General features: G+C 67.3%; 14 protein-coding genes and 3 pseudogenes. 9 read left to right on the top strand and 8 right to left on the bottom strand.

Annotated elements, in window-relative coordinates; translation table 11 throughout:
• Window positions 1–157: 157 nt before the first annotated feature.
• From HG543_RS38935 to HG543_RS38905, 7 genes and pseudogenes are all read left to right on the top strand, one after another.
• Window positions 158–526, top strand: a pseudogene (locus HG543_RS38935) (integrase core domain-containing protein); the annotation flags it as partial.
• 133 nt (window positions 527–659) lie between these two features.
• Window positions 660–3,425: an NACHT domain-containing protein gene (locus HG543_RS38930; protein WP_169349983.1), complete on the top strand. Its 2,766-nt coding sequence runs from the start codon at window positions 660–662 to the stop codon at window positions 3,423–3,425.
• A 732-nt stretch (window positions 3,426–4,157) separates the two neighbouring features.
• The gene (locus HG543_RS38925; RefSeq protein ID WP_169349982.1) at window positions 4,158–4,622 is read left to right on the top strand and encodes a DUF4150 domain-containing protein; all 465 of its coding nucleotides are present in this window, start codon (window positions 4,158–4,160) and stop codon (window positions 4,620–4,622) included.
• Window positions 4,623–4,674: 52 nt separating this feature from the next.
• The gene (locus HG543_RS38920; protein WP_169349981.1) at window positions 4,675–5,895 is read left to right on the top strand and encodes a hypothetical protein; all 1,221 of its coding nucleotides are present in this window, start codon (window positions 4,675–4,677) and stop codon (window positions 5,893–5,895) included.
• Window positions 5,892–6,647, top strand: a complete 756-nt coding sequence (locus tag HG543_RS38915) for an AHH domain-containing protein (protein ID WP_169349980.1) — start codon at window positions 5,892–5,894, stop codon at window positions 6,645–6,647. Before HG543_RS38920 ends, HG543_RS38915 begins: the two co-directional genes overlap by 4 nt.
• Before the next feature lie 58 nt (window positions 6,648–6,705).
• Window positions 6,706–7,293 (top strand): imm11 family protein, encoded by a 588-nt coding sequence (locus HG543_RS38910; RefSeq protein WP_169349979.1) that lies wholly within the window; start codon window positions 6,706–6,708, stop codon window positions 7,291–7,293.
• A 27-nt stretch (window positions 7,294–7,320) separates the two neighbouring features.
• The gene (locus HG543_RS38905) at window positions 7,321–8,154 is read left to right on the top strand and encodes an immunity 49 family protein (RefSeq protein WP_169349978.1); all 834 of its coding nucleotides are present in this window, start codon (window positions 7,321–7,323) and stop codon (window positions 8,152–8,154) included.
• 320 nt (window positions 8,155–8,474) lie between these two features.
• On the opposite strand, the gene HG543_RS38900 is transcribed toward HG543_RS38905, so the two are convergent.
• The 4 genes and pseudogenes from HG543_RS38900 to HG543_RS38885 form a co-directional block, all read right to left on the bottom strand.
• Window positions 8,475–8,978, bottom strand: coding sequence for a hypothetical protein (locus HG543_RS38900; protein WP_169349977.1), 504 nt, complete (start codon window positions 8,976–8,978; stop codon window positions 8,475–8,477).
• A 409-nt stretch (window positions 8,979–9,387) separates the two neighbouring features.
• Complete coding sequence (locus HG543_RS55820) at window positions 9,388–10,332, bottom strand: AraC family transcriptional regulator (protein ID WP_246357607.1); 945 nt, start codon at window positions 10,330–10,332, stop codon at window positions 9,388–9,390.
• Between the two features lie 33 nt (window positions 10,333–10,365).
• A pseudogene (locus tag HG543_RS38890) lies at window positions 10,366–10,478 on the bottom strand (leucyl/phenylalanyl-tRNA--protein transferase); the annotation flags it as partial.
• Between the two features lie 164 nt (window positions 10,479–10,642).
• Complete coding sequence (locus HG543_RS38885; RefSeq protein WP_169349976.1) at window positions 10,643–11,083, bottom strand: hypothetical protein; 441 nt, start codon at window positions 11,081–11,083, stop codon at window positions 10,643–10,645.
• A 114-nt stretch (window positions 11,084–11,197) separates the two neighbouring features.
• Here HG543_RS38885 and HG543_RS38880 point away from each other — a divergent pair, with 114 nt between their 5' ends.
• Window positions 11,198–11,431 (top strand): hypothetical protein, encoded by a 234-nt coding sequence (locus tag HG543_RS38880; protein WP_169349975.1) that lies wholly within the window; start codon window positions 11,198–11,200, stop codon window positions 11,429–11,431.
• Window positions 11,432–11,510: 79 nt separating this feature from the next.
• Here the strand turns inward: HG543_RS38880 and HG543_RS38875 are convergent, their stop codons facing one another.
• Window positions 11,511–12,110 carry a TetR/AcrR family transcriptional regulator gene (locus tag HG543_RS38875; RefSeq protein WP_169349974.1) on the bottom strand — a complete coding sequence of 200 codons (600 nt, stop codon included), beginning with the start codon at window positions 12,108–12,110 and terminating at the stop codon, window positions 11,511–11,513.
• A 49-nt stretch (window positions 12,111–12,159) separates the two neighbouring features.
• Here HG543_RS38875 and HG543_RS38870 point away from each other — a divergent pair, with 49 nt between their 5' ends.
• Window positions 12,160–12,678, top strand: a complete 519-nt coding sequence (locus HG543_RS38870; protein ID WP_169349973.1) for an SRPBCC family protein — start codon at window positions 12,160–12,162, stop codon at window positions 12,676–12,678.
• 216 nt (window positions 12,679–12,894) lie between these two features.
• Here the strand turns inward: HG543_RS38870 and HG543_RS38865 are convergent, their stop codons facing one another.
• From HG543_RS38865 to HG543_RS38860, 3 genes and pseudogenes are all read right to left on the bottom strand, one after another.
• On the bottom strand, window positions 12,895–13,224 hold the full coding sequence (locus HG543_RS38865) for a hypothetical protein (protein WP_169349972.1): 330 nt from the start codon (window positions 13,222–13,224) through the stop codon (window positions 12,895–12,897).
• Window positions 13,160–13,403, bottom strand: a pseudogene (locus HG543_RS57200) (hypothetical protein); the annotation flags it as partial. The gene HG543_RS38865 and the pseudogene HG543_RS57200, both read right to left, overlap by 65 nt.
• A gap of 64 nt (window positions 13,404–13,467) precedes the next feature.
• Window positions 13,468–17,113 (bottom strand): IPT/TIG domain-containing protein (locus tag HG543_RS38860; protein ID WP_211194442.1); only part of this gene is annotated, 3,646 nt, incomplete at its 5' end.

Below are 17,113 nucleotides of genomic sequence, written 5' to 3'. Positions count from 1 at the left end.
TTGCCCGCCTGGTTCGACGACTACAACCGCTGTCACCCGCACCGAGGCCTCAAGATGAAGTCACCCCGCGAGTTCCGTACTGCTAACTCTCAACCCTGAGCTGTCCGATTTGACGGGGGCAACTCCAGCCTCGGCCCAGCCTCCCACTGCGCTCACCATCCAGGACCTGATGGCCGAGACGCTCGAGGCCCGCTTCGGCCCGGGTACCGCCCAGGCGCCCCACCCGGTGGAGTGGCTGTCGGACAACGGCCCCGTCTACACCGCCAAGGACACCCGCGACTTCGGCAGCAGCCTCGGCCTGCGGGTGTGCACCACGCCCTCGTACTCTCCCCAGAGCAACGGCATGGCCGAGGCCTTCGTGAAGACCTTCAAGCGCGACTACGTCTCCGTCAACGAGCTGCCCTCGGCAGCCCATGTCCTGGCGCAGTTGCCCGCCTGGTTCGACGACTACAACCGCTGTCACCCGCACCGAGGCCTCAAGATGAAGTCACCCCGCGAGTTCCGTACTGCTAACTCTCAACCCTGAGCTGTCCGATTTGACGGGGGCAACTCCAGCTTCGCCCACTCAGCTGCCCCCGCCGCCAGCTGAACCCCGTGCCGCCAGACTGCCCCTGCGGCAGCTGGCATGGGAGGATTTCGAGAGGCTCCTCGTCGCCATTGTGCGCGAGGTGTTCCGCTGGCGGGACGTTCACCTCTATGGAGTCAAGGGCCAAGCTCAGCACGGAATCGACCTCTACGGCTACATGCCTGACGGTGAAGTGCGGACGTGCCAAGGCAAGGACGTCGAGACCTTCGACAAAGGAGCTCTCCGCGCCGCCATCAACAAGTTCACTGAGGGGAAACGGCCTTTCAGGAGTCACTGGCTGGCGGTAGCCGTCGCGTGCGGTGTCGAACGAACGGAGGTGCTCGAAGAACTGCACGCACTCAAGAAAGCCCATCAGGACCTCACGTTGGAGCTATGGGACCAGAACCATCTGTCGGAGTTCCTTCGCGCCCAGCACACGTTGGTGCGCCGATTCTTCGGCCCTGAGTGGGAACGGGTCTTCTGCGATCCACTTCCGGCTTCCGCGCGACCTCTCCAGGCCCAAGAGGAGCGTCAGCAGCGACTGGAAGCGATGCGGCAGGAGTCACGAGCACGGCTGATCACCCGCTGGATTTCGGCAGGGCTAGGGGAAGCCCGTGCCGAGGAGTTCGCTGCGGAAGTGAGCCTCGGCCTGCCTCAGCACTTGCGTGCGTCTCTTCCCGAGACAGGCCTCGTCGTCCTGGAAGGAGATTTCGGCTCCGGCAAATCGACAGCAGGCGAGCGCCTCCATCAAGAAGACTTGGAACGAGCCCTGGCGGATGTCACGGCTCCTGTCCCCGTGTACCTCACCGCCCGTTACGTTCAGGGCCCACTCAAGGAGGCCGTTCTCGCCGCTGCGACCGGCCAGGAGAACCCCACCCGAGTGGGGGCGCGCATCGTGCTTGATGGAATCGATGAGGCTGGAATGACCGCCGCCAGGCAATTCATCGAGCAGGCTCGGGTCCTCGTACGCCAATGGCCACATACGCGTTGCCTCCTCACAGCGCGTCCCTTGGACATAATCAACCTTCCAGAGCGCGTGCACATGCGCCTTCTGGAGATGAAGGAGGTGGAGGCTCTCGTCAGGCGCGTCGCGGGCACTCCTGGCTGGGCTCGCTGGCCTGCCTCTGTGTGGGAGACAGCTCGGCGTCCTCTCTTCGCACTCGTGGCCGCATCTCTGCGCAACACCGAGGACAAACCCATTCCGCGCTCAACCGCTGGGTTCCTGGAGGCGCTCGTCCAGGGAGCGTTGGAACGCACCGAGCAGTTGAAGACCGACGCTCACACGGCGTTGCAGCGACTTGCCGCACTGACCCTGTCATCCGGGGGAACCATCCCTCAGGGGGAATTCGGGGCGGAACCCGACATCCAACCACTGCTCACCACTGCCCTTGTCGTGAGACGAGGGCGCACGCTTTCCTTCACGTTGCCCGTCATCGAGCAGTACTTCGGTGCACAGGCGCTCCTGACCGGCGTTGTGAAGCCGGACACAGCATGGGCCTCATTGGCGTCATTCGACCGCTGGCGCGACGCCGTGGTCATCGCGGTGGGCTCCGGCAGTTGGGAACGGACATCGGCCCTGCTCATCGATCTTGCTGGGCGCTATCCGGGTGCAGCCTCCTGGGTCGTCGAGAAGGCTCTCTCTGAACACTTCTCCCCTGCCGGAGACAAAGACGCACCCGACCTGCCGGACGGCGCTGAATGTGCGCGGCGGCTACGCACTGCACTTGCCGTATGGATTGAGGCGGTCAAACCGCTCAGTGAGCGCACCCGGCTCGTGGGAGCGGAAGGTAGGCTGGTGACGATTGCCGCCCGATGTGAGGGGGCACGGGTCATTACGGTCGCTTGGCCCCCAGAGGCGTCGCCAACGCTCGTGAGCGGAGGAGAACTGCCACGCCAGTGGCAGTCCCCCATTCCCGAGGGAGCGCTGTGGAAGCGCTCGCAGCGGGTTGATTCAACCGAGTCCGCCTGGCCCTGGAAGGTGTCGCTGCGCTGGCTCAGAGAGGAATTCGAGCACGTCCTTTCATCCAAAGCTCTCCCACTCCGGGACACGTCACCGAACCGTGCGGAGCGACGTTGGGCGATCGCCCGCCTATTGATGGACCAGCATCGCAACCTGCTACACCCTCCTATCTCCGCTGACGTAGCCCTGACTAAGGTGCGCCAGGTTCTCACTCTTCTGGCCGGTTCCACGGATACAGAGTACGTGACCCTTGGCGGCCGGTGGTGGAGCGCTCATCCAAGCGTCCAGCCGAAGGACCTCCGAGAGTTCGCATCCGACCTTGAGGCGGGCAGGGGCGTAGGGCCTGATGGCCGTCTGCACCGCCCATGGGCCGTCCCTGATCGCGCCGAAAGCCCTCGGAGCAGGTGGGGCTGGGGCTTGTACAGCCGCGAGGCACAGTTGCGCTTTGTCCAGGAGGTCTACCCAGCGGCGCTAGATATCTACGAGGAAGCGGTCACCACCTGGATGCCCAGGCTCGGCCCGACCCTGGACTGGGCATGCGCACTCCCAATTCGACTCACAGGCATCATAGAGTGGGATCAAGAGGACAAACCCTCACTTCATTACTACGTCAGCCCGCTTCCCCTAGGTGCGAAGACCGAAGTGGTCGTGACCGCCACATCCTCGGATTCCGATCTCGCTCGCTCCCTACGCTCGCGCGAGGACATCGAGAAGAGCGTGGCCGCACTCAGCGAGAGGTCCCCTGCCGCCGTACCATGGTTCCGACATATCTACACGGACACCCGTGTGCATCTCTCCGGAAACACGCCTGCGACTGATCTGGCATACAAGTGGATCGCGTACCATCTTCAACACCTGTCTCTTGTTACCTTCGGATACCGTCTGCCCGAGAGCAACTGAGATGCTCCGACCAGCCTTCGCTGAACAACTGCCGGAACTCAAGTCAGCGCGTGGAAGCCCCGGACTGTGCTGAACGATGGGTAGAGCCCATCTGAAGCGGCTGGGGCACGAGGTGGTGGTGGCCGGCCTCAACTTCTCGCCCATGTACGCCACCGCGCAGCCGGCGGGTGAAGACGGACACGAGAGACTCCCGCACGCTGGCCAAGGCGTACAAGCTGGGCGCGCACAAGCCCGCGTACTGCACCTCGGACGAGCGTCGGCACCTGCGCGCGCGCAGTTGGCCGTGCGTAAGGCGCTGGTGCGCACGTGCGCCAGCTACAGCGCACTGGGTCGTGCGCTGGTACAGCGTGAGGGCCTACCCTCCGCGGCAGGTGCTGCGCGCGGCGCAACTGCGCCAACAGAAGCCAGGGCGACGTGTCGCCGCAAGACGATGTGAACGGACAAATGCAGGTGCCTGACTCGGGGCGCCGCTTCATAGAAGGCGGAATGGGGCCCTGTTTGAGGGAGCGGGCTGGTGCAAAGGAGTTGAAAAGGACCGCTGGGGGGTGACGCGCGGGCTGTGCGCCGGACCGGAGCAGAGGCCGTACCTCCCCTTGGGGCACACGTCGGCCCAAACGGCCCCGCCGAGCGGCAGGCCGCAAGGGCGTGGGCTTCCAGGTCACTGGGGTGAAGGGCTCGCAGCTCTTGAGGTATACTCAGAAACCTGAGGCATCTATCCGCTGGGAGGGTGCAATGGCGAACACCGTGGGGGTCAACAAGATGTCGGTCGTCACCAAGGACAGCCAGGGTGTCACGGTTGCTTTTCCAGACATTTGCAAGACCCCCAGCCCTGGTGGCCCTGTTCCCGTTCCATACCCAAACATCGCGCGCTCGGCCGACACCGCCCAGGGTAGCAAGAAGGTCTCCGTCCAGGGCAATCCTGTCTGCTTGAAGGACTCGAACTTCAGCACCAGCACGGGCGATGAGGCCGGCACAGCGGGAGGAGGAGTCGCTTCGGGCAAGACCCGAGGAAAAGCCGAATTCGTCAACGTCTCCTTCAACGTGAAGTTCGAGGGCAAAGGAGTGGCCAGGGCGTTGGACCCGATGCTCCACAACGACAAGAATACGCCTCCCACACCGTTGATGCAGGGCCCCGTCGTCGCCTCGGGCAAACAGAAGCAGGACCCCGAGTGCCGCATTTGCAAGAAGCACTACTGAGCATCGCGCCTTTGCCCGGTCGTTTCCTGGGTTCGTTCCCCGAGGAAGCAAGATGAGAAGCCGCCTCGCGCAGCAACCTGCCGCTGGGGACATGGTCGTCACGGCTCTGGGCATGATCTCCTCCCTCGGCCATGGGGTGATACCGTCTTGCGCTGCGGCACGAGCAGGCATCAACCGTTGGTCGGATCTCGATGTTGACGCCATGGATGATGCAGAGGTGAATGCGGTCCCACTTCAGGGACATGCCATCCAGGGGCTCACCGAGGGCTTCGCGGGACTCGGGCGCTTCCTCCGGCTGGCGGACGCGGCCTTTGCGGATCTCCTGCACTATGGAGCTCTCTCCCCCACTGACTTCGACCGGACGCAGTTCCTGCTGCACCTCCCGGATGACACCTACGAGGATGCTTGGTCCAAGCGATATGAGCCTTCCGTCTCGTTTGGAGGCACCGGAGCACAGGCCCGGGACAGGGAACGGGCAAGGCAAGCCAGCCACCAGGAACACTTCGCTCGGCGGTTGATGGACCGATTGCTATCACTGCACGGTATCAGCGCCCAGCCAAGGGCCTGCTCCTTGTCGTTCGGCGGGCCCGCGGCTTTCGTGAAGGCCCTGCTCCATTGCGAGCGCCTGCTGAACGCCCGGATGGTGGAACGCTGCGTGCTGGGAGGAATCGACTCCTACGTGTCGGGCGATACGCTAGGGATGATTCACCAACTCGGGCTGATCCAACATGGAGCCAATCCAGACGGCTTCTTTCCAGGTGAGGCCGCCGCCTTCATCGCCATCGAGCGGTTCGACACTGCCCGCGCACGAGGCGCCCGCGTCGAAGCACGAATCGGGGCCGCGGCGATTGCCCGCGAGGAACATTCGCGATTCTCCGGCCATCCCACGCTGGGAGCCGGACTCTTCCAGGCTGCCGCTTCCGCTTACGAACGACTGGGAACCCCTCCACCGGAAATCCCGCTGGTCATCACGAACCTGAATGGAAGCAGCCACCGCGCCAATGACGTGGGAAATGCCCTCGTCCGCCTGAAGGCCGCCGAGCTGCCCGCAGACTTCAAATCGTGGTCTCCTGCGGAGAGCTTCGGAGAACTTGGTGCGGCCACCGGCCCGGTGGCGACGTGCATGGGTGTGCGTGCGTTCGTTCGGAGCTACGCCCGCAGCTCCCATATCCTCGTCTGGCTGGCCTCGGATGGTCAGGACCGGGGTGCATTCTTCCTCACGAGAGGATGGTCTTCCGAGAAGAACGAACGCGGCGCGGGAGCTCTCATATGAGTACCAAGGAGCATCTTGAGAAGACCCGGGAGCACAAGCTTCACCAGGAGGATGAGTCCAACGGGTGCCTCATCCGCTGCTTCGTGTATGGCAAGGATGACGCCAAGGGTTTGAAGGGCCACTCCCACCGTTACAACGGCCGGAAGTATCAGGAGGCAAGCGAGAGCGCGTACTACAACCTCGATTTCACCTCCGGAGAGAACAAGGCCCGCCTGGATGCTGCTTTCGAAGGCAACGCGCCTCCATGCGAGGGTGGAGACCCGCGTCTGAACGCGCAGGCATGGCACATGGGCATGGGGGACAACTTCGTTCACCACAAGAAGCCCTGGCCCAACGTCGCGCACCACGTCATCCCCATCAACGTCATTGCCAAGGTCTTTCCCACGGTCGAGGAACTCGAGCTCCTGCTGGTGGCGAAGTACAACGTCAACCGAGGACTCAACATCATTCTTCTCCCCTATCGCCTGGACTTCGCCTCGGTCCTGGGGCTACCCGTGCACCGCGGCAGCCACGGTGATTACGACATCCAGATCGAGACGTCCCTGCGCGCCAAGAGAAGGAACATCACGCGTGCCGAGGATCCCGAGCGAAAGGATCATCCTGAGCTCACTGAGGAGAACATCATGGGGCTCACGAAAGACATCGAGACCTTCGCCGTGCGGTTGAGAAAGATGTTGCTGTTGTCCAGGGCTCGGGAGCGGGGGCTCCACGTCAATCGCGCGCTCCGGCTCTTCAACCCGAGGGGTCTTTGAAAGCCCCACCACTTCTGGCCTCATCAGCGCCCTGCCCAACGCTCCGGAGATATCCTTCATGCACTCGTATCATGTCCTGGCTCCCTCCGAGGATGACACCTTTTGCGTGCTGGACCGGGAGTCTACGGACCTGGGAGTCATCGGTTGGATGCTCGTGGATGGCGAGCGAGCCACCAACCGGTATCCGGTGGACGCGCAGCTGCACATGAGTTCGGAGGTTCCCGGGATGAAGCTGCCGGACAACGTCCGGAACACGCTCAACTATTGGGTCGTGTCGGCGGCCCTGCGGGCCATACTGGAGCGCGAAGCCGGCACCCCGGTGGACTTCCATCCGGTCTCCATCATCAACCACAAGGGCCGCGCCGCGCCCGGGAGCTTCTTCATCGCCAATGTCCTCGCCAAGGAGGACTGTGTCGACCGCGCCGCGACGGATGCCGACGAATCGGCCATGGCGCCAGGATTCTTCTCGGGCATCTACCGGTTGGCACTCGACCCGAAGCGCATCTCCCCCGAGGCCCGCTTGTTCCGCCTCAAGCAGATGCCCTCCGTCCTCATCGTTCGTGATGACCTGCGCGCCGCCCTGGAGCCCCACGGCCTCCAGGGGATTCGCTACATCGAGATGGGTGAGGACTGCATGCTTCTGTAGTCACCGCCACGCAACGGGAGACGGACCATGGGCCTCGCCCGGTCGACTTCACTGGAAGCACTCCGCAGCAACACCGCTTTTGCCCTGCGCGATGCCCTCGCGAGGATCGAGTCCCGGGCCCCCGAGGAGTCCATCGGGTATGCCTACTTCGACGCGGCCTGGCGCTACCGCAGGCTGGCCAGCTGCGAGCTGCTGCTGGAGGGACAGTCGGACAGATTCGCCGGCTTCCTTTGCAAAGCCGCGCTGCTGCAGCGGCACCTCCAGCAACTCGCCTTCGAGAGGCACGGGATAGAGCCCATCCACCTCTGCCCCAGCATGACCCAGGGGCCGGTCAATGCACTCGTTGCAGGAGACATCCGCCTTGCCCTGACTACGGCACGCGGCATGCCGGAGCACCCCTTGGATGGCGTGGAATACGAGGAAGACTTCCTCCTCTACGCCTGTATGCGGGCACTCCTGCTGCAAAGCCAGGACGCAACGGCCGCCGCGGACCCATTCTCCATCTTGAAGCGGTGGACCCGGGTGGTAGCGAATGGCGGCGACCCCTTCCTCGATGTATGCAGCGCACTTGCGGCTCGCGCGGAGCCTGACTTCACCCAGGCCTTCGATGCACTCCTCGAACACCGCGTGGCACAGTGCCAGCAGGCTCGCCTGACGAAAAGCGTGGAAGATGAGCAGTACCAGTCGGAAGCGTTCATCTTCATGAAGGGGCTGGCCTTTTTGCGGTTGGCCCAGCTGCGGGGCATCGAGACCCGGGCCGAATACCCGCGAATCCCCCGCTTTGCCCTGCTCCCTCTGAAGGCGGGACGCGTGCCCGCCAACTCCTGGCGAGTCCCGGAGCAAGCCATGCCCGCGGGTTGAGCTTGGCCCAGTTTCGTGGCTCTCCCGCACTTTGTGTGGACTGTAGGTTCAGACGGTAATCAGCACTCGTCGACGCACCAGGTCGAAGTTGGCTCGGCCATACATCTGACGTTTGAGGAGCTCGAGCTGGAGGAGCATGTGCCCTCAGGGTGCCCCTCCGGCGTCGTTGGCCGGAGCGGCGTGGAACTCGAGGCAATGCCGGTCAGTTGGTGCTGGAGCGTCAGCCCAAGGCTCGCTTCACACGCGGGACGAGGCAGTCATTGGATTGACCGCCTCGCCGCGCATGGCCATGTGCGGCCAACTGCTTGCTTCGTCAGCGATTACCAGCTCCCGTCGTAGCCGACGCCCGTCCTGAGGGTCAGATAGGTATCATCGCAGCGGTGATCGATGTTGCCATTCGCATCGTAGATGCACTCATAGATGCCGCTCCCGATGTAATAGCTGTGACCGCCAGCCTGCAGGGTGGTGCTGAGGTTGCTCCGCACCACCTGGTTGTACTTGTAGTTGTAGTACGTGGATTGATAGTTCAGCTGGATGGCGGAGCTCAGGTTGACGGGAATGCTGCGCGCGCGGTCGGCCCAGAAGGTGGCGTAGTAGGCCGTTTCCACGTGGACATAATAGGTGTCTTCATACCGCGCGGTTTCGACCGCCTCCAGGGTGACGAAGGGCGTCCCGGTCAGCGCGTCGCCGTGGGTGTCGACGGGGGTGCCGCTCCTCTGCTCCAGCGCGCTGGCCGCCTCCGGATTCTGGGCATCGATTTCCGGCTGGCAGGCAAACATCAGGGGGAACAGCGCGAGCGTTGCGGCAAGGAAGGTACGGTTCATGGGATTGGTGTGTGACGTTGGGTGACAGTCATTGGGCCGGACTGGCCGGCTCGGTTTGAATGAGCAGACGAGGGGAAAAACCATGCAGAAAAAACCGTGAGTTCCTCCTTTCAGAGAGAGTTCAACCGCCCCTGGACATCCATGCGGCTGGCCCTGACCGCGCTTCGCCGCCGCGCGACGAGCCCGCGGCTGGACTCGACGTTCCAGAAGACACGCCCACGTCGGCGAGGGTCGCCACCGCGACGAGCGCCACGTCCCCCCGTGCCCGGCGCCAACCGTCAGCGCGTGCGAACGCTACGAGCAGGGAATGTCTTGCCATCGAAGCTCCTTTCGATGGCCCCTGTCATGCCCGGGACGCCGCCGGCGCGCGGTGACCGCGCTGACCACCCGGGTGACCGCGCTGACCGCCTCAGCCTCCGCGCGGCGTCCGGCCCGTCCAGCGCCGGAAGGCCCGGTGGAAGGCGCTGGGCTCCGAGAAACCGAGCAGGAAGGCCACTTCCCCCAGCGACACCCCGGGGTTCCGGGTCAGCTCCAGCGCCAGCCCCCGGCGCAGCTCGTCCACGACGCGCGCGAAGGTCGTTCCTTCTTTTTCCAGCCGGCGCCGCAGTGCGCGCGGTGACACGCCCAGCCGCGCCGCCACCTGCCCCAGCCGGGGTGTGCCATCCGCGAGCTGCCGCGCCACGTCCTCGCCCACCCGCGTGGACCAGGGACGCGTGGCCCGCGCCTGGAGCAACAGTTGCTCGACATGCCGGTCCAGCACGCTCGCGAGCGAGGCATCTCCTCGCGGGAGCGGCGCATCCAGCACTCCGGCCGAGAAGTAAAGCTCCGCCTCCTCGCTCCCGAAGCGTACGCCCTCGCCAAAGACGGCGCGGTGCAGCGACGTGTCCGTGGGCGCGGGATGGGGCAGCAGCACCCGCGAGGGCATGCGCGGCGTGTCCCCGAGCTGCAGGCATATGTTCATCCAGCTGCCGAGCACGAACTCGATATACGGAGGCGGCATCCGCGCCTCGATGCCGGGGCGCAGGTAGCGGATGCACACCTCGCCGGAGGACTCGCTCAGCATCACCCGGCTCCGGTCATTGAGCAGCCCGTGGTAGCGGCTGACGCGCTCGAAGGCGGCGCGCAGGGTGGGGCTGGAGCGCACGGCGTACTCGAGCGCTCCAAAGTCTCCGGGCACCAGCTCGCGCGCCACCCGCAGGCCCACGAGCGGGTCCTCCACTGCGGCGGCGGCGGCGCGCCAGACTCCGGCGGCGGCCTCCAGCTCGATGCGGCCCTCCGCCTCCGGCAGCCCGGCCGGCAACACCCGCGAGGCGTCCACGCCCCGCGCGGCGAGGAAGCGACGCAGCGGCCGCATGAAGTAGGTCGCCACCGTCACCGTCTCGGGGGTCAGCAGCCGCTCCGGCCTCAAGTCGTCCCCCACCGCGAGCACGCCGCTCTTGTCGGCCCGCTCCGGGGAGGGAAGATCTCCGGGTGCTCGTCGCTCAACAGGTAGATGGGCACGCGCACGATACTCTACCGGGACACGTTCAGCTTCACCTCTCCCGTAAGTGAATACGGCACGCGCAGCGGCGGCTGGTGACGCGCGACGAGCAGCGCGCCGCCAACTCCCTGGCGATGGTGCACATCGCCTCCCTCCTGCGCTGGCCCTGGTGGGCGGACACGCCCTAGTTGGGCGACCAGCAGCGGAAGCTCTTCGTCACCTCGTTCGACACGTAGGTGTTCGCGTCCACGACGCGGAAGCGGATGTACTTCGTCCAGTACGTCCCATACGTGTAGAGTCCGAACTGGCAGTAGTCGCTGTACGTGGTGCCGCCGTTCCACCAGTAGGGGCTCGTCGGGCCGCTCCCGAAGTCATCCACCACCTGCCACTGGTACGTGTACGGCTGCACGCCGTTGGCGCCGCTGCCGGAGCAGGAGACGTTCGTTCCCACCTTCGTACAGTTCATCGTCGCCGACGGCGGAAGGATGTCGAAGGCGGCGACGGTGCCGCCCTCCTGCTTCACCTCCTCACCGGGCAGCGGCTCGCCACAGCCTCCGAGCAGGGCCGCCGCCGACACGAGCACGGCTCCGAGCGGAAAGGGCTTCACGACACGCAGGATGGACATAGGTTCTTCCTCCGGATGCGGGTTGGGCAGCGGAATCCATCATCCTGGAAATAACCGGAAAACAAAATCCCCCTGAGCTGGCGCATGGCAGGCAGCTCCGCTTCGAAACGGTCATTGCATGATTCCCATCGCAGCGCGAAGCGCGGCGCCTTCAGCGACGCGGCGTACGATGGGAACATTGGAAGCGGCCTGCTCAAGCGCTTCGTGGCGACCTTCGATTATCCGCGACAGGTCCTCCGTCGCTCCCTGAAGCTGCTGCCCGTCGGCGTGGCGGTGCGAATCGACTTCACACGGGCCGGCGCGCCGAAGACGACCCAGCTCGTCCCGCGCAACCTCATCCCCGACTGAGTGCGTGTCTGCTGAAGAGGGGCGGAAGCCATCTGCGCCTCCCTCGGCTTTGTGGACAGGTCGGTGCGGGCCGGCACGCTCAGCGCACCCGCCGGCGCGCGGGCCGTGGGCGCCCGAGCAGCGCGTCCACCGTCTCCTCCACGAGGCCGTCGACCGAGGTCGGCGGCACTTCCCCGCGAGTGAGGCTCGCGCGCGCCGCGGCGTAGGGCACGTGCACGAGCGCGAAGCGCACGCGCTCCTCGGGCAGGCCCAGCCGCTGGGCGAAGGCGCGAAGGCCCTCCTCCGCCGCGCCCCGCAGCGCGCGGGCGCGCGCCTTCGCCTCGGCTGGGAGGGCGCCGTCGAGCAGGTCCGCCAGGCGGAACCGCAGGAGCAGCTGCGCCTGCTCGGGGTGCGCGCGCGTCCAGGTGAGCACCGACACGGCGGCCTGGCGCGCCGCGCGCAGCGGCTCGGAGCCGCGCAGGTGCGCGCCGAACTCCGCCTGGAACGCCTCCACGGTGCGCAGCCACAGCGCCGCGAGCAGCGCGTCGCGCGAGGGGAAGCGGTGGTACAGCGACCCGCTCGGCACCCCGGCCCGTCTGGCCACGGCCGCCGCGCTCACCGCGCGTGCCCCCTGCGTGACGAGCAACTCCAGGGCGGCGTCGAGCAGGACGTCGGCGTCGTAGCGGGGTGGACGGGGCATGGGAGGTGATTATAGAGAGGGCTCTCTAATATCGCCAGGAGGTGGTGTCATGGAGGTCCGCAACATCCACGAGCGATTCCTGCCCGTCCCGCCGGAGCGGCTCGCGCCCCTGCTCGACTCGCTCGCGTCCCGGGAGGACGGGCTGTGGCCCCACGAGCGGTGGCCGCGCATGCGCTTCGACCGGCCGCTCGCGGTCGGGGCGTCCGGGGGGCACGGCCCCATCCGCTACGACGTCGAGGGGTACGAGCCGGGGCGGCGCGTGCGCTTCCGCTTCCGCGCCCCGCGCGGTTTCGACGGGTGGCACGCCCTGGTGGTCGAGCCGGCCGAGGGTGGAGTGCTGCTGCGCCACGAGCTGGAGATGGCGGCGCGCGGGCCGGCACGCCTGTCGTGGCCGGTGGTGTTCCGGCCACTGCACGACGCGCTAGTGGAGGACGCGCTCGACAAGGCAGAACTCGCGGTGACGGGCCGGGTGGCACGGCCCGCACGCTGGGGCTGGCGCGTGCGGGTGCTGCGGGCGGCGCTGGCTCGCCAGGGGCGCGGACGGAGCTCGGGACGTCCCTCGCCCTGACCCTCCCGACACGGACGTGTTCGAATACACCCAGGCCGCGGCCGACGTGATGCAGTCATTCCTGGCAATGCGGCTGGGATTGTCGCTGCGCTGCCCCCCACTCGCCCCTTGGCACTTGCAGGGGCAGCGGCTCAAGCACGAAGGCCCCGCGATATCCATCGCGAGGCCCGTGTTGAAGAAAAAGGCCTTACCGGTGGGTAGGGCCTTTCAAGAAGCTCACGGGGTGACAAACAATCGGGTGCAGGCGTCGTTGTACTCGCCGGACTCCTTGATGGCCACTGCTGAGGCGAGCACTTCCCCTTCGTAGGTGTGGGTGATGCGCCATTTGCCCGAGTTGATCACCGCGTCGATCATGTCTGGCGAGGTGCAAGCTCGGAAGTCGGAAAACAGCGCGTGGGGAATGTAGTACGTGCCGGTGGTGAGATCGATCGCAAGGGTGGCGTCAACGGGGCCGACCAAGAAGCTGCCCGCGCGTTTCAAGTCAATCAGGCGGACACGATGCCCGCGTGGAATCGGAGCGTAAAGCGCGAGGTCGGTGCATCCCATCGCGCCAGGGTAGCTCGGCCGATGCTCGGGAAGTAGTCAATATCGTGCCGTGTCGCTGTTGGCTCCACTCCAGTAGGGCCCGCCGCGATTCCTCCACCGAGGAGAAGGTGCGCACCCAGAGCAGTTGCTCCTTGAGGGGGGCGAATGAAGCGCTCGGCGCAGCCGTTGCCCTCGGGACTGCCACCCGCTTTGGCCAGGCAGAGAACCCTGCTCATGTCGAGGAGGCGCTGGCAGCTCTAAAGATCACCGTGAAGCCCTCCGGCGCAGCCGCAGCGCGAGGCCGAGCAGGAGGAACGGCACGGCCCCCGGCAGGCCAGGGGCTCCCGTGCAACCGCCACACCCTCCGCCCTCGCCCTCACCTTCGCCCGGCCGAGGCTCCTCCGTCGTATAGGTGAAGCCCCCTTCCAGACGGCCGTTGGCCCCACCCGGGTTGAGGACGACCACATCCACCGTCCCCGGCGTGGCGTGGGAAGGCGTGGTGGCCGTGAGTGAGGTCGCGCTGGCCACGACGACGTTCGTGGCCTCCGCCCCTCCGAGCGTCACCCGGGCATCGGGAGCGAAGTTGAGACCTCGAACGGTGATGACGGTCCCCCCCTTCGTGGAGCCGGTGTTGGGGCTGACGGAGGAGACCGTCGGGGGCCCATCCACCTCGTAGAGGAAACCTCCCGACTGGAAGGCCCGCCCCCCGTCCGGGTTGAGGACCTCCACGTCCACCCGACCCGGCTCGTGGGCCGGCGAGACGGCACTGATGGAAGTGTCACTCACCACGAGCACCTCGGTGGCCGCCACGCCTCCGAAGCGCACGGTGGCGCCCGACGCGAAGCCCGAGCCCCGCAGGGTGACCGAGGTGCCGCCCCTCGATGGACCCGAGGCCGGCGAGACGCCGGCGAGGACCGGGGGAGGCCCCGCCTCATAGGTGAAGGCCCCCGGCAACGTCGCCCCCTGCCCATCCGGATTCGTGACGATGACATCCACGCGTCCGGCCGCGTGGGCCGGCGTGGTGGCCGTGAGGGAACTCGGACTCGCCACCTCCACGCTCGGGGCCGCCACACCGCCGAACGTCACACGGGCGCCCGGAGCGAAACCGCTGCCGCTGAGTGTCACCGCTGTCCCTCCGTTGCCCGGGCCGCGCTCCGGAGCGAGCCCCAACAGCGTGGGAGCCGGGGCCGCCTCGTACGTGAAGCCCCCGAGCAGGGCGCCCTCCTGTCCATCGGTGTTGCGCACCACCACATCCACCCTGCCCGGCGCTTGCGGCGGGAGAATCGCGGAGAGTGACGTGTCACTGGTGACGGTGACCTCGCTGGCGGCCACGCCGCCGAAGCGCACCGCGGCCCCCGGGCCGAAGCCGGTCCCCGTGACGGTCACCCGCGCTCCGCCCGTCGAGAGGCCCACGCGAGGCTCCACCGAGACGACCCTGGGCGGAGGCGGCACGTCGTAGGTGAAGGCCCCCGCCAGGGTGGCGCCCTGCCCGTCCGCGTTGCGCACCACCACGTCCACCCTGCCCGGCGCGTGCGCGGGCGTGGTCGCGGTGAGGGACGTCGCGCTGCTCACATCCACCGCCGTGGCCGCGACGCCCCCGAGGAGCACCTGGGCCCCCGGCGCGAAGTGGGTACCGGTGAGGGTGACGCGCGTGCCTCCCGTGGCGGGACCGTGCCCCGGGTTGATGGCGGCCAGGGTCGGCGCCGGTGAGGGCTCGTACGTGTAGGCTCCAGCCCGGGTGGCCTGCTGCCCATCGGGGTTGCGCACCACCACGTCCACCGTGCCGGCCGCCCGGGCACTCGTGGTCGCGGTGAGTGAGGTGGAGGATGCCCACGTCACCTCGGTGGCGCTCGCACCGCCCAGCAGCACCGTGGCCCCCGGGGCGAAGTGGCTCCCCGTGAGCGTGACGCGCGTCCCACCGGAGCTCGGACCCCGTCCGGGGTTGATGGCCGAGACGCTCGGCGCGGGAGCCGCGACGTACATGAACCCGTCCGCCAGGGTGCCGGTCTGCCCGTCGGGAGTCCTCACCACCACGTCCACCGTCCCCGGCGCATGCGCGGGCGTGGTCGCGGCGAGCGAGGTGGCATCGTTCACGTGGACCTCCGTGGCCTGCACCCCGCCGACGTGCACCGTGCTGCCCGGGACGAAGTACCTGCCGGTGAGGAAGATGCGCGTGCCGCCGTTGGAGGTTCCCTGGCTCGGGCCGAGCCCCGTCACCACCGGCGCGGGGACCTGGCTGAAGGTGAAGGAGGCCGAGAGCGTGGCCGTCTGCCCGTCCGGGTTGCGCACCACCACGTCCACCCTGCCCGGCGCATGCGGGGGGGTGCGTCCGGTGAGGGTGGTGGAGTCCACCCGGGTGACGCCCGTCGCGCTGGCGCCGCCCATGCTCACGGTGGCTCCGAACGCGAAGTCGTTGCCGCGCAGGGTGAAGGACTCTCCACCCGAGGACACGCCGGTGTTCGGGCTCACGGACACGAGGGACGGCCCCCGCGAGGCCACGTACGTGAAGGCACCGGCCCACGTGATGGACTGCCCGTCCGCGTTCTCCACCTGCACGTCCACGAGGCCCGGGGCATGCACCGGCGTGAAGACCCCGATGGAGGTGTCACCGAGGACGGACACGTCCTCGGCCGCCACCCCACCGAAACGCACCTTCGCCCCGGTCCGGAAGCCCGTGCCGGAGATGTTCACGCGCTGGCCCCCGTTGCTCTCGCCCGAAGTCGGAGAGAGGGAGGAGATGGCCGGCGGCGCCAGATAGGTGAACCCCCTCGCGAGCACCGCGGACTGCCCATCCGGGTGGATGACCGCCACGTCCACGCTCCCCGCCGCGCGCGCCGGAGCCGTGGCGGTGAGGGTGTTGGCACTGATGACGGTCACCTCGGTGGCCTCGACGGAGCCCAGCGTCACGCGGGCCCCCGCCACGAAGTTCGAGCCCGTGAGCGTGAGCGCACTGCCGCCCCGCGTCGGTCCGGAGCTCGGAGAAATGCCCGTGAGCACCGGCGCGGGGGCCTGCTCATACGTGAAGCCCCCACCCAGGGTGGCGCGACTCCCGCTCGGGTTGGAGACCACCACGTCCACCACCCCCACCGCATGCGCCGGAGTCGTGGCGGTGAGGTGCTCGGCATCCACCACGGTGACCGCGCTCGCCGCCACCCCACCGAAGGACACCGTGGCACCCGACTCGAAGCCCGAGCCGGTGAGGCTCACCCGCGTCCCTCCGGTGGAGGGGCCGGACGACGGACCGAGGCCCGTGAGGCGCGGCGGCGGCGCCAGGGTGAACTCAATCCACGCCGAGCCCGTGGCACAGCGCACCTGGAGGGACCCGGATGACGCATCCTCCGGCACGACGACCCGCAGCCGCGTCCCCGTACTGGAGAGGACCTGGGCTCCCGTGCTGAGGCCGGGGAAGAGGGCCTGGCATCCGGTCAGGTTCGTGCCGGACAGCTCGACGGTGGCGCCCACCGCGGCCCGGGCGGGGCTGATGCCGGTGAGCGTCACGGTGCTCCCCGCGTCGACGATGAAGCTGGACGAGGAGGTGGCGCTGCCCCGGGTGTTCACCACGGTGATGGGACCGGTGGTGACTCCCGGTGGCACCACGATGAACAGCCGCGTGTCACTCCCGAGATACGACGAGAAGTGCTCCGCCTTCACCCCGTTGAAGCGGACCTCGGTGAGCCCGGTGAAGCCGGAGCCTTCGAGCAGCACCTCCGTCCCGGGGCCGCCCCGGGCCGGGGCGAAGCCGGTGAGGGTGGGCGCGCTCTCGGACTGGACGGTGAAGCTCTCCGCGGAAGCCGTGAAGCCAGCGGGCGTCCCGAGCGAGATGGGGCCCGAGCGCACTCCCCGGGGGATTCTGAAGACGACCCTCGTGTCGTCGAGGACCTGGAAGGACCCCGTGTACCCGTACCCGCCC

Source organism: Pyxidicoccus fallax (assembly GCF_012933655.1).
Classification (GTDB): Bacteria; Myxococcota; Myxococcia; order Myxococcales; family Myxococcaceae; genus Myxococcus; species Myxococcus fallax.
Note: the sequence above shows the minus strand (reverse complement) of the source record. Positions and strands in the feature narration are given on the sequence as shown.